General features: G+C 56.6%; 13 protein-coding genes and 1 pseudogene. 4 read left to right on the top strand and 10 right to left on the bottom strand.

Translation table 11 applies throughout. The features are described 5' to 3' along the window. The 4 genes from R2APBS1_RS08130 to R2APBS1_RS19560 are packed head-to-tail and all read right to left on the bottom strand — an operon-like array spanning position 1 to position 3,060. Entirely contained in the window at positions 1–639 is a 639-nt protein-coding gene (locus tag R2APBS1_RS08130) for a hypothetical protein (RefSeq protein WP_015447547.1), read from the bottom strand. Further along, the gene (locus R2APBS1_RS08125) at positions 636–1,238 is read right to left on the bottom strand and encodes a hypothetical protein (protein ID WP_157769705.1); all 603 of its coding nucleotides are present in this window, start codon (positions 1,236–1,238) and stop codon (positions 636–638) included. The genes R2APBS1_RS08130 and R2APBS1_RS08125 overlap by 4 nt, the downstream gene beginning before the upstream one ends. 56 nt (positions 1,239–1,294) lie before the next feature. After that, on the bottom strand, positions 1,295–2,584 hold the full coding sequence (locus tag R2APBS1_RS08120; protein WP_015447545.1) for a Y-family DNA polymerase: 1,290 nt from the start codon (positions 2,582–2,584) through the stop codon (positions 1,295–1,297). Beyond that, the gene (locus tag R2APBS1_RS19560; RefSeq protein ID WP_015447544.1) at positions 2,581–3,060 is read right to left on the bottom strand and encodes a LexA family protein; all 480 of its coding nucleotides are present in this window, start codon (positions 3,058–3,060) and stop codon (positions 2,581–2,583) included. The genes R2APBS1_RS08120 and R2APBS1_RS19560 overlap by 4 nt, the downstream gene beginning before the upstream one ends. Before the next feature lie 298 nt (positions 3,061–3,358). Here R2APBS1_RS19560 and R2APBS1_RS08115 point away from each other — a divergent pair, with 298 nt between their 5' ends. Together R2APBS1_RS08115 and R2APBS1_RS19555 are read left to right on the top strand one after the other, a co-directional pair. Further along, positions 3,359–4,051 carry a hypothetical protein gene (locus R2APBS1_RS08115; RefSeq protein WP_015447543.1) on the top strand — a complete coding sequence of 231 codons (693 nt, stop codon included), beginning with the start codon at positions 3,359–3,361 and terminating at the stop codon, positions 4,049–4,051. Positions 4,052–4,329: 278 nt separating this feature from the next. After that, on the top strand, positions 4,330–5,307 hold the full coding sequence (locus R2APBS1_RS19555; RefSeq protein WP_015447542.1) for a J domain-containing protein: 978 nt from the start codon (positions 4,330–4,332) through the stop codon (positions 5,305–5,307). Between the two features lie 23 nt (positions 5,308–5,330). Here the strand turns inward: R2APBS1_RS19555 and R2APBS1_RS08110 are convergent, their stop codons facing one another. Further along, entirely contained in the window at positions 5,331–6,320 is a 990-nt protein-coding gene (locus R2APBS1_RS08110; RefSeq protein ID WP_015447541.1) for an SOS response-associated peptidase family protein, read from the bottom strand. Positions 6,321–6,972: 652 nt separating this feature from the next. On the opposite strand from R2APBS1_RS08110, the gene R2APBS1_RS08105 reads away from it, so the two are divergent. Continuing rightward, positions 6,973–7,434 (top strand): acyloxyacyl hydrolase, encoded by a 462-nt coding sequence (locus R2APBS1_RS08105; RefSeq protein ID WP_051061141.1) that lies wholly within the window; start codon positions 6,973–6,975, stop codon positions 7,432–7,434. A 36-nt stretch (positions 7,435–7,470) separates the two neighbouring features. On the opposite strand, the gene R2APBS1_RS08100 is transcribed toward R2APBS1_RS08105, so the two are convergent. Genes R2APBS1_RS08100 through R2APBS1_RS20040 form a run of 3 tightly spaced genes read right to left on the bottom strand, consistent with a single transcriptional unit; the run spans position 7,471 to position 9,680 of the window. After that, complete coding sequence (locus R2APBS1_RS08100; RefSeq protein WP_015447540.1) at positions 7,471–8,019, bottom strand: cyclin-dependent kinase inhibitor 3 family protein; 549 nt, start codon at positions 8,017–8,019, stop codon at positions 7,471–7,473. Between the two features lie 9 nt (positions 8,020–8,028). Further along, entirely contained in the window at positions 8,029–8,772 is a 744-nt protein-coding gene (locus R2APBS1_RS08095) for an enhanced serine sensitivity protein SseB C-terminal domain-containing protein (RefSeq protein ID WP_015447539.1), read from the bottom strand. Positions 8,773–8,819: 47 nt separating this feature from the next. Continuing rightward, positions 8,820–9,680 carry a hypothetical protein gene (locus R2APBS1_RS20040; RefSeq protein WP_015447538.1) on the bottom strand — a complete coding sequence of 287 codons (861 nt, stop codon included), beginning with the start codon at positions 9,678–9,680 and terminating at the stop codon, positions 8,820–8,822. Positions 9,681–9,759: 79 nt separating this feature from the next. On the opposite strand from R2APBS1_RS20040, the gene R2APBS1_RS08090 reads away from it, so the two are divergent. Further along, positions 9,760–10,047: a helix-turn-helix domain-containing protein gene (locus tag R2APBS1_RS08090; protein ID WP_015447537.1), complete on the top strand. Its 288-nt coding sequence runs from the start codon at positions 9,760–9,762 to the stop codon at positions 10,045–10,047. A gap of 171 nt (positions 10,048–10,218) precedes the next feature. Here the strand turns inward: R2APBS1_RS08090 and R2APBS1_RS20505 are convergent. Further along, positions 10,219–10,527, bottom strand: a pseudogene (locus R2APBS1_RS20505) (IS21 family transposase); the annotation flags it as partial. Positions 10,528–10,649: 122 nt separating this feature from the next. Beyond that, positions 10,650–12,434 carry a single-stranded-DNA-specific exonuclease RecJ gene (locus tag R2APBS1_RS08080; protein WP_015447536.1) on the bottom strand — a complete coding sequence of 595 codons (1,785 nt, stop codon included), beginning with the start codon at positions 12,432–12,434 and terminating at the stop codon, positions 10,650–10,652. Positions 12,435–12,452 lie beyond the last annotated feature (18 nt).

Here is a 12,452-nt window from a genome sequence, read left to right as displayed (position 1 = left end):
CTAGCAACCGCCAAAGACAACTAGATAGCCCGACACAATTGCAAAGAGCAAGGTCATTAGAACCATGCCTTGTGCTGAAAATTGTTGCCAGAAGGTGAGCCTTGCAGCCTCGGAATAGGGAAGCAACTCAGGATGTGGGGAACGCGTTGCTTTTCTCTGTCCGTATGCCGCCATCATCTTAGCTGGCCAAGGTTGCATGGACAGGCCAAGCTTCATGGCTCGCATGATGTCGAAACTTGTGTCGTACCCTTCCGGACAACCATCTGCTTCCGCCAACTCTTTTTCCACCTTCCGGTAGTCGTCAAGGATCGGCGGTAGATTCTTGGCAATCGAAGTGGTGATGGCAAGAGCCTTTTGAGCCTGGGTCCCTCGGTACTGCGACCACAGGCCCATGATGCCGGCCAAAACGAGGATGGAGAAATCAACCTTGAAGCCCCGTGCGCCGAGAATCACAGGTGCTTGGCTTGCGTTGGCCGCAAGCACACCAGCAGCAGCGCCTATGGCAGTCAGCCACCAACCAACGAACTTGGTGACGCGTTTAGAGTGCTTGGCGACGGTGATGCTGAGAGATTTGGCTATCGCCATCTCAAGCGGCTTACGCTTCGCGTCCGCCCAAGCAATAAATTCCTTCTCATTCATGGGCGTGTTTCCAGGTCGTTTAGGATTGTTTTGAGGAAGGGAAATTCCTTGCAACATATCTCGTCAATCTGCGTTCGAATCCCATCGTGTTGTGATGAGTCATGAGTCGCAAGGCACAGGTAATACCGCCTTCCCTCATGCTCCGCGAACATCAACCATTCGCCGCTCATCGCTTGGCGCTCTGCCAGGCGGGCTAGATTTCCCTGCACCATGTCTGTAGCCAGAGCATCGACATCTTCCAAGGTTACGTAGCGCTCCACCCCAGCTTCTCTTGCTTCTTTCATGCGTTGTAAAAAGAGAGGAATTTTGAACTTGTCCAGCCCCTTTTTGAAGTTCATCGCCAGAGACTTCAGCCCTGCGTCGTAAAAATGCTTGTGCCAGAGGCCTTGGAGTGGCGGATGTTTGTTCTGGATTGGCTTCTTGAAACGACTCGTGCGAAGTCCTTCGAGTGCCTCAATCTCCTGCACAACAACCGCTGGATTCATTCTTCCCGATGCCATCCCGCCGAAAAGAGAAAGCACCAACAGGATGCTGTATCTACCGGGCGCAATACGCTCCAGGCCAATGGTTCTGGCGAACGCGTTGAGCTCGTCAGACATGTCACGTCCGTCTTCGTGTTTGATGCTAAACAATGGCTCTGGCATGCGCCCTCATCCTACGCTTGCACTTCCATGAGCTCATCCCATCTTGTCGTGTAGCGTGGCGACATCAATGCCCGCTGCATCTCGTGGGGGACCCGTTTGACGCCGGCATATCCAACGCCAATGTGGTTTTTCCCAAAACGGTGGTGGATGCGGTCAAGCGTGGTGAGCAATTTCTGCCGCTCAGGGGATGGCTCAGAGCCACCAAAGAGAGAGCCTTGGACGTGAGCACTGTCACTGAGCTCTTCGAGCATCACACCAGCTTTGGCATACCGAAAACCCGGTTTGTACAGGCGTCCTAAAACGATGCTTGCTGCGTTCGTGAGCGCGGCAATGTCGTTGGTGGGGTTCGGAAGCCGGATGCCAGCTGCCGGGTGGTATTGGACATCCTGTTCGCGAAAGCGATTCGTCTCCAGCCACACACAGACCCGGCCTGCATAGCTGCCCTGCTTCCTGAGCTTTGCGGTGGCACGGGCAATGAAGGTCGATACCATCGAGTGCAAGCCGTTGTAGTCATAGCATGGTGAACCAAAACTTCGGCTTGAGATGATCTGCTGTTTGGGTTCCACCACATCAAGCCCACTCACAGGCGTGCCGTTGAGCTCCGTTATCGTGCGCTCCAAGACAACCCCGAACCGCTCCCGAAGTCGCTTGATGTCAGCACATCGAAGCTCATGGACGGTGGTGATACCCATGGCTGTCAGGTGCCCTGTGAGCCGTCCACCAATGCCCCACACATCATTGACAGACACAGTTTTGCAGATGTCATCGAACTCAGCCCGCGACAGCTTGGTGAGGTCACAAACGCCTTCGTACTGCGGGCGTTTTTTAGCCAGGTGATTGGCAAGCTTGGCTTGCGTGCGACTAAAGCCAATGCCACAACACACCATCATCCCTGTCCACAAAAAAACCTTTGCACGGATTTCTCGCCCAAGCGTTTGGCCATCGAGATGTGGGTACTTCGTCAGTCTGAGGAAGCTCTCATCAATCGAATACACCTCTTGATCTGAAGGCTCAACGAAGGTGCCGATGACAGTCATCGTTCTTCTGCTCATGTCTCCATAGAGCTCGTAATTAGAGCTTTTGGCGATGATCCCGTGTTGCTTGGCCAAGTCCTGCATCTGGTGCCAGGGTGTGCCCATCTTCACTGTCTGAAGGGCCTTCACTTCGGCTGAGCGACTGACCACGCACCCATCGTTGTTTGATAAAACGACCAAGGGAACGCCTTTGAGTTCTGGTGCAAAAGCAGCCTCTGCAGAACAAAAAAAGTTGTTCACATCGACCAAGGCAAAGCGTTCTTTCATAGCAACGCATGCAGGCAGTAGCGCACCACACCCCAGAGCTCGAACTCATCGCCTTCTGCCACCACTCGGTTTTCAAAATGTGGGTTTTCTGAAGCGAGGTAAGGCGTGCCATCCGGCTTGAACATCAGGCGTTTGCAGGTGGCTTTGCCTTGGACCACAGCAACGACGATGGAGCCTCCGTTTTTGCGTGGTGTCTGAGCGCGATCGACAACCAGGGTGTCCCCATCGAAGATGCCCGCTCCAACCATGCTGTGGCCTTTGGCTTTGACCAGATACGTGGCTTCTTTGTGCCGTGAATCGATCACGACATCTTCAAGACTGAGCGTCTCCTCATAGTCACTTGCGGGACTTGGAAAACCACATTGGATCTCAGGGAACATAGACAAGGGAAGGCCGTCCCCATACGCTTGACCCATGGGTTCAACCCAGTCGTATTCTTCAGGCTTCTTGAGCCGTTCGAGCAAAGAGGTGACCACCGGCAGGTGGCTCAGGGGGACTCTGATTCTCTGGCTTGGATTGGGGCTTTCGACGGGGGGTCTACCCGCGCCAGGCCTTGCCCCACCTCGTTTGGTGTTCATCTTCAGACCGCTTTGAATTACCGGGACAGGAATTCAAATTAACACGCACCTGGTCTCAGATTGTGAGTCCCTGATTCCAGCGGAGATTCTGACAAGATGAACGCCATGCACCTACACCGGCCGTTTCCAATGGAGAGGACATGACTTGCGCCAACCGCGTTAAGCTGAAGGTCTGAACCGGCCGGGGGAGCCAAGGATGTTCTGGGAATCTGTGTGGGCTGGACTGACCGTGCTTGGACATTGGCAGACGTGGCTCGCTGCCGTTGAGTATCTTGGGATTTACCTCATCCCGACCGTCATCATTGGAGTCGCCTCCGGGGCTGGCAACGACGAAGGACCCAAACCGTTGGCAGGTTGCCTGACGATGTTGTTGAGTCCGTTGCTGCAGTGCGCGGCAACCATTGTCTTCCTGTGGACTCTCTCGCCCATTCTTTTTGGCCGATCGAGCCAAGCTGCTTGGGCTTTCCCTTGGCAGTTCATGGTTGCAAATCCTTGGCCCTTCGCCAAGATGTCTTTGGCATTGCTGGTCGCGGCATTCGTCTTGGGCTTCATTCCTATCATTGGGCGAATTCAAGCGGCCCTGACGCTTTTGCTTGGAAGCATCACGCTCATCTTCCTCGTCTGGATTCTCGGCTCGCAGTTTCCAAACCATCAACACATTCAGGTCAAACCAGGCTTCTGGTTCGTGACAGGCCTCTTAGTCGTTGGTGGTCTTTGCGCTTGGCTTGGCACCATCGTTAGTGCATTCCTCGTCGTCCTGGTGGATCGAAAACAGGAAGGATGGGGGCAGCTGCTTTTGATGCCCGTTGCCGCACTGTTCGGATTCATCCCCGTATTTATGTACGCCGCATGGCTTGGTAGGCAGTTGGCATTTGCTTTAGGCGTCTAGCCATCCATTAAAACTCAAGGAGAGAGTGATGAAAGACCAAATTATCGACGTTAGAGACGAAATCTGCTTTTTGCACTGGTGTGGGCACTTCAGTTGCACGCCTGATGCTCTTCGCGCGGCGATGAAAGCCACAGGAAGCGACCAGGTAGGGGTGGTTGCGATGTATCTTGCCACCTGTGCCAGACACCTTCGCGGAGATCCCCGAAAGCCATCAGTTCGTCTGCGCTCAAGCGGGCTCGAATATTGCATGGGTCTTGAGGACCAATAGCGAGGGGACCATGGGTTTTAAAACTCACTACGACAATCTGAAGGTATCCCGCGATGCGCCGCCTGAGGTCATTCGAGCTGCTTACGAGTCACTGTTGCTGAAGTTTCATCCTGACCGGCATCCGCAAGGCTCAGACACCGCACGCGTTACGAAAATTATCAGTGACGCCTACGCCGTGTTGTCAGACCCGGTGCGTCGCCGGCAACACGATGAGTGGATTGCGCGAGAAGAAGCAAAAACGAAGGATGCGAACTGGAGTGACTTCAACCAGTTCGACGCTAAACCAAAGCCTTCGTTTGTCTCCACCTGGGCAACTCGCATTCGAGCTCATGTCGCAAGCATGGAGCTCGGTCACGCCGGCATGAAGTTGGTCAGCTATGGGCTGATTGCGGCAATTTTCGTCGGTGTCATTTACTTTTCATCAAGTAAAAACGATGCGCCCGACCTACCGGCTACCCCGATACCTGAGGTCTACTCACAAGCGCAACCTCAAGCCACCGGTTCTCTACCTCCCGTTGCCCCTGCAGCAGAACGCGCACCTTTGCCACCGATCGCTGCCGTGCAAAGACCCGTGTACTTGCGTCCGACTCTCACGCCTCGCGGTCGGCCATGGCCCGTGACTGCCAGTTACCTAAAAGAGTTCAAGCAACTGCACACCAAAGGCATGTCTGAAGTCACGATCGACAACTCAGGCAACGGGTCTGATGTGTTTGTAAAACTCGTTGCACTCGAAGGCACGAAGGCCTACCCAGTTCGCGAATTGTTTGTACCAGCGAATCAGAAGTTCACTATCAACCGGGTGAGTTCGGGCAGCTACGACGTTCGCTACCGTGACCTCGATACAGGACAACTTGCCCGCACTGAACGCTTCACTGTTGAACAGACGCCAATGTCTGGTGGCGTTCAATACAGCCAAATTGATCTGACGCTGTACAAAATAGCCAACGGCAACATGCACACGTACGACTTGGCAGAAAGCGATTTTTGAAAATTGTGGGTTCTGACGCTGAATCACTCGGTCGCCTTCATCGCGCCCGCTAGCTCATGCTCAAAGTAAGGCCGGTCTGCCGCATCGAGCAACGCGTTGAGCACCACGGGTGTACTTGCCGTTGGGTTGAGCCAGGCATCAATGTTTTCCTCGGCAACCGTCACGATGCAACGGTCATGGCCTGCATCAGACACTTCCGGGGGTGGCTCATCGGTGATGGCAGCAAACGAGAAGAATCCGGGTTCATCCCCACTGCCTTCCGTGTAGGTCCAAAGGCAAGCAACAAACAAGTCTTCGCCCGTCTGCGGGGTGAAAACAATTTCTACGCTTTGCTCGCGCTCGCCTGGCACAAGGTCTCTGTGTTGGAGGTCATGGAGGTTGACACTCTCATAAAAGCGCTCAACCACCATGATGCCGTGGTGAACCCCAAAGACCTTTTTCCAGACCGTCGTTAACTTGTCCCGCCTTGCGTTGTAGGTGCCGGGCTTTTCCGTTTCCTTGGCCACGTCCCACCCTGGCAACCGACAGCGGTAGCGCATGGGAATGACAACGCGCTCACCTGTTTCCGGATCTCGAATCAGGATAGGGGCGAACTGCCCTGGCCAAATCCGGTCGATACCACCCGACGGTGCAGGACTCCTGATTTCTTCCAGCTTCTTTTTGGCTGCGGCAATCTTGTTGGTTGAAACCCGAAGATCGTTTTCCGCCTTCTTTGTAGGTTTTGGTGAAGCCAATTTTTCTTTGGCCTCAGCCTGTCTCTTTTCCAGAGCTGCAATTTCATCCAAGAGCAAAGTGATACCCTGAGCGTCTGCACTGGCTGCTTCATCTGCGAGCTCAGGTGACAAGGAGGAAGCTTCGAGCATCGAGCGACGCATGACCTTGGGAACGACTTTCGTCCAGTTCCCCTTCTTCTTGGTCCAGCCGGCAAGCTTGGTGTATTCCGCAATCGAGAGCTTGCCACCCAAGCGTTCAAACTTTCGGTAGTCAGCCCAAATTTGCGCGGAATAACACATCGTCACTCATCCGGTGGCAGGTTGATTTGGTCAGAGCATCTGAGCACAAGCTTCTCAAGCGCACGCCCACACGTATCAATCTAGCAGTGAAGTCACTGTCAACCCTACAAATCTCGATAGGGATAGCGAGCTTTCAGGAATGCGTGGTGGCCGCCCTGCGCATGGGAACGTCGAACAAAGCCAACGGCAGAACCATTGCTAGAAGCTACGCCATCGGAACGCCAGCGGATAAAGGCGGGCCACGCATTGGGGATGGGATTTCGAAAATGCCACGCAATCAGACCTTGGTCATCCATCCCAAACCCCCGGTCTACAACCGTGTACCGCCGCCCGTTCCTTTCCGCCCTTTCAGACACTGCGTACTCCAATCGGATGCCACTTCGAGCCCGCTCTTCTCTCACTGACTCGTAGATCTCCGCAACCACTTCCGATGTGTCACGCATGTAGACGTTAGATCTCGCATAAAGGAGCTGGATGCGATTGAGCGCCACGACGTCATCCGCGTTCCGCACAACAACGCACCCATTCTCAGAAACGATGCTGTAGACGCCTCCGTCGTAACAAAGGCAAAGTAGGGTTGGCGAGATGGGTAAAAGGAACAAAGCTCCGGCGGATTTCATGCCGTAGCCTTGCAGCCCCTATTCTTCCCGCCATGGCGACAACCCGCTGGGAGATTCAGGCCGGCCCGAGTTACATGGACTGCACCAGCACGCCTGTTGTATTCGTTGAGAGCGTATTTAACGAACAGCGCATTGGCTCAAGTCGCTTTACCTGGTCACCAGACGTCTCATTGGGCTGGATTGATGGTCGTGAAGTTCAACGCTTCCGATACGGCCGCTACACGACTAAGGACTCCATTGGACTGATCGCAGGCGGAGTACGAATCCACTACGGCGACGCTGACGATTGGTACCGTCCTCTGTTTGTCAGTTTTCAGCCTGCGCTGCATAGCGGGCGAACGCAGGCCTTAAGCAGCGCCTATGAATTCGTCAGCACCATCGGCTGGCAGGGTCAGCACTTCAGTTTTCAGATCCGCCACATCTCCAACGGCGCGCTTCACAAGCCCAATCGTGGAGAAACGATGGCGCTGGTGGGCATCGCCCTTGATCTTTAATCGTTCACGCAGGCCAACTTAACCCGGTGCAAGCGCTCATGCCCGCAAGAACGCTTCTTGGGCGTCGGTCTCGATGGCACCGCGCCGGACCGCACGCACCTGGCGCATTGCATCATCAGCATTGGTCGCTGCCCCGCTCTCAAGCAACAACAAGCACGCGACAGTACCCGCACGCCCCAGTCCTCCCTTGCAATGGACTACCACACGTGCACCGCTGCCGATCTCACTGACTAACTGAGGTCCCAGGGTGATCCAGGGATCCAAAAACCGATGATCAGGTGCTGCTCCGTCGGTGATGGGTAGGCCATGCCATCGCAGGCCATGCGCGCGGGCCTGAGTCGGCAAATCGGGAATCGCCAGCTCCTCAAACTCGTGTGGCTCTAGCAGCGTGATGAGATCCTGCGCGCCCCACTGCCGAATCGCGTGCAGATCCGTCGCCAAGTCGCGCTCCCAGATGCCCGTCATCGCAGCCGCTTGTCGTTTGCCCGGCGCGAAGGTCACGCCGATGGCGCCACCGCGTTCACCCACCGGAATGGTGGCGATACGTAGTGGATGGGTCTGGCTGGTTCGAATGAGCGAAGGCATACGATTACGTCAGGTTCCATAAAACTGGATCCCGTGGTTACAGAGATCCGGAAGTGAGGCGTCGGGAGATATACAGCTGACAGTGAGTGGTAGCGTCAAATGCGACGAGACAGGCTGGATCGTCAGTGAGATCAGGTGGATGAGGCGTTCTTTGTGTGCTGGCGGCACAACGATCGTGAGCAAAAGGAAAATATCGTTGCTGTCAGCCCCCCGATGAATCTCTGCCAGGTAGGCGGCCCGGACCGTTGCCTCTCCCTGGAACAGGTCACGAAGCGCAAGGACCAGCTCGTCAGTGGGCTCCGCGGGGGGACACACGCCGACTTGCTCGCAATCCACAAGGGTTTCCTGGGTGTAGGAACCGAGGGGGCGTCCCTCGAGGAGCGCCACGATCTCCGGTGGATACAAGGCAACCTGATCGATGTTGGGGTTCAGCATCAGGGTGGCGCCCCGGGTCAATTCGAACAATCGTCGTCCCGACATGGCCACAATGGCCACCCTGTTGGCTGAGGCCACTCCCGCCTGTTCCCGGTCACTAAAGAATGGGAGGACGGTTTGTTTGTTGTCCGGGCGCACGAACTGGATGAAGCGCATCCTGCCCTCGGGCGCGTTCTCCAGCGGCACATGCGCATACACGGTCGCATCAAGCAATGCTTTGAAGACCGCCTCCTCGGCGTGCGCAGGGTTTTCTACCAGCGGCGTAGCTCGTGCAGCCGCCAGTAGTTGCGCAAGCTTGTCAGTCGTGATTTTGGTCATTCAATTCAACCTGCTGGATCGACGCCCGGTTGGTTTGGCGGGACACATCAGTACTCACCCCTTCCCGCCCCAATGGGTCTAGCTACATCCAATGCACGCTCGGACACAGGGACATTCCAGTAATCATCACCGAGCCGGCTAGTCCAGATAAAAGTGCTCGCAAAGGTGCTCATGGGCACCGCAGAGTGACGGCTGAATTGCTTGACCGGACCTCCGCCGAAATTCGCACGATCGGCGTTCAAGCAGATCGAATTGACAAGTTCGCGCTCTGCGGTGCCGGCAGAACCCGCACCGTTTCGCATAAACCAGGATGCCAAGTGCTTGGCCGCAGACCACATCAATGCGCAGCCCTGACCGATGGAATGTTGCGCCAGGATCGCCGGAAGTGCTGCGGCAGCAGGCCGCGCCAGCGCCGGGTTGAGATTGTGCGCTGCCAGAGCGTACTCACCGAATGCCAAGCATTCCCCAATGGCTAGCGACTCCCACGTCTGCAAAATGACTTCACGAGAGCGGGCCGTCGACTCGAACGTATCCATGCAGTCACGGATCTGTTGCGGCAGGCTACCTCGGGTCATTTCATTCCAGATGATAAGCCAGTCAGAGTCTTCGAGGCTTGCGCCTTCACTCCAGGGTGCTTCGCTAATCGCATCGTCAAGCCGGCGTCGCGAGGCGATCGGTGCTAGAACACCGGCTTCCAACAGGGTCGATAGAATCAGATGTCGCAGCGCGCGATGCGGCGCCAAGCGCATCCCGAAACCGGAGCGGGCACGTACGTGCCTGAAACCCGCGTCGGCACCGGCTTGAATCACCGCAAGGAACGCCATTCCACCGAACACGCCAAGGTCTTCCACCCTGAATGAGGGTGGTTCAGCGCCTGAATGTTCCGGCACCGCGGCGGCTACAAACACGGGCAAATACCTTTTTAAAGCCGATTTTGGACTATCCCGAATCGGACTTTAGCGTGCCTAGCCAACTACCGGCAAGTTTATGGCCCGCTCGACACACCACCCCAACTATCAGACGTTACTGACGCTGCTCCGCGACCTGCGGGAGCGCGCAGACGTCACCCAGCTTGCCTTGGCCGAGAGCCTTGGCAATACGCAGACCTTTATATCGAAGGTCGAGCGCGGCGAGCGTCGAATTGACGTTGTCGAGTTCATCGAGATTTGCGACGCGCTCGGCGCGGATCCTGTCGCAGCTTTTCGCGAGTATCTTCAGCGCCGCTCTTTACTCGGAAAGAAAGGCAGCAAGTTGACGCGCCGGACACCAAATTGAGATGCGCGGGAATGCGATCTGACTCTGCGTGTATCAGCATTTGACGCTATTTCGTCACCTGTAGGGCTTTGTGATTTGCGGATAACGCCGCAGGAAGGTATTCCATGCGGGCAATTAGCTGTTCCAAGATTTTGCCGCGGACCCCATATACAACGGATTGGCTACCAGGGTGGCCGAATCCCTTGATCCGGACCTGAAGCTGCCCTTCGTCGGCAGAGTAGCGTGCATCTGCCGCATGGTGCGCCGCTGCTTGCGCGACTGTCGCTGGTTGGTGCGCAGCCAGTCGGACAACTCCGCTGTATACGCATCGAGCTGGCTGGGGCTCTTCCTGTGGGGGTACCTCGGGGAGGTCTCACCGCTCGTCAGGTACTTGATTGTGGTGTTGCGTGACAGCTTCGTGCGTCTAGCTATCTCTCGGATCGAGATCTTGTCACGAAGGTGCCAGCGTCGGATTACGCTCAATAGGGCCACGTCGATCACTCCTGTTGCTCCCGCTCGTGCTGTGAGCAGAGGGTGGGAGGAGGTGGCTCAAATTTCGACGAAAATCACCCAGCGAAGTGGCTCAGTTTTGGATGGAACTCAACAACAATATGGCTTGCTTTTCACTCACAGTCCTTCGCTGCGTCTACGCCGCGAATCACTAGCTGAAGCCGGCTCATGCCCCGATAAATATTCTCATCCACCGAGAACGCCAATCGCGCGGATTGGCCGGCGCGCACCGGGAGATCGCCGCCGGGTTCCATAGCGTTGAACCAGACGCCATCCGTTGAACGGCCGTTGGCGGTTAGTAGGAGTTTCAAATGGCTGCCATCACCGATCGCGCGGACCTGATTCACCTGCCACGTCGCCCAAAATACGGCCGGCTCAAAGCTACGCCCGAAGGGCTCGAGCCTCGACAATTCGCGCACATGTTCCAGACTCGGCGCCTCTAGTTCGCCATCTACCAGCAATACCGGCCCAGGTGGCGTATCCCCGTAACAGCCAGCCACGCAGCGATCCCACGCTTCGGCCAACGCATCGATATTTCTGCGCAGGACTTTCAAGCCGCCCGCGCCGCGATGGCCTCCAGCGCTGATCAGCAAATCCGGGTGCGTACTTCTGATCGAGTCCAACGCGTCGAGCACATGAAATGTTGACGTAGTGCGGATGGAACCAGTGGCGATCGTCGGGTGGCCATGCATCGGCGATAGACAAATCGTGGGACGGCCGAACCTTTCGACCATCCGGCTCGCAGTGATACCGTGCACCCCGGGATGGGCACCTTCGCCCAACCACAAGCATAGCCCGGAGCGGCCAGCACCAACGGCTTGCCGGGCTACGGCGGTGGCTGCGACCGTCAACGCCTTTTCGATGGTGCGTCGCTCTCGATTGCTCTCATCCAGTTGCTCGACCAAGCGAAAGGCCTCTTCGTCATCGGTCGCGCATAGGAACTCGACACCCAGCATCGCGTCGGTTAGCCTGCCCCGCGCATTGATGCGGGTGGCGACCTGAAAGGCAATGTCCGCCGAAACCCAGTTTCCTGACTTGCCAACCAGGCGCCGCAGTGCATTCCAACACGGGCGCGGCCGCGTATTCATGATCCGCAGCCCACGTTGCACGATGAGTCGGTTATTGCGTGACTGACCGAGGGAAGAAGCATCCGCGATGGTGCCGACCGCACAAAAATCCATCAGCTCCGATACCCGAGGCAGGTGGCTGGCGTCTCGCCCGCGGCGAATCAACTCCTCGCGCACTGCAGCCATGACCAGCAGTGCGGTATGACAGCCAGCAATAGCCTTGTCTGGGAACTGGCTGTCAGTGCGTACAGGATTCACTACGGCGTTGGCAGACTTTGGCGGGCCCTCGATCGGAATGCCGTGATGGTCAGTGACGACGACATCGTGACCGTACTGCCGAAGACGAAAAATCCTCGCCTCATCGGCACTACCTTGGTCCGCCGTCACGACGCAGGTGCTCGGCTGCATGTCCAGCAACATGCGATCGACGAGGGCGTCGCTCACACCATATCCTTCGATCATGCGATGCGACAGAAAGCCGGAAATGCGCTCGGGACTGGCACCCATTTGCTCGAGCGCCAATCGCAGGATGGCGTGCGAGGTCGCTCCATCCGCGTCGTGGTCGGTGACGATCGCGATTGGCCTATCGTTGACCACAGCGTCGGCAATCAACGTCGCGGCGACCGCGATATCCGGCAACGTCTCAGGTCCATCCAAGTCGATGGACGCCGGCTGAACGGCACGCCCCATCTGCCCGTCAGCGACGTCAGACAGCCGACCAGCAAGCACTCGCGACTGCAGCGGTGTATAGCCCTCCGCGAGCGCAGCGCGCTCCACAGTTGCGTCGCGCGAACGCTCGATAAACACGGGGCTCTCCAGAGTCTGGCTCATGTGTTCTCCGCATCGCGA

The organism is Rhodanobacter denitrificans (assembly GCF_000230695.2).
GTDB classification, from domain to species: domain Bacteria; phylum Pseudomonadota; class Gammaproteobacteria; order Xanthomonadales; family Rhodanobacteraceae; genus Rhodanobacter; species Rhodanobacter denitrificans.
The sequence above is the reverse complement of the archived record's forward strand: the minus strand, read 5'-3'. Positions and strand labels throughout refer to the sequence as shown.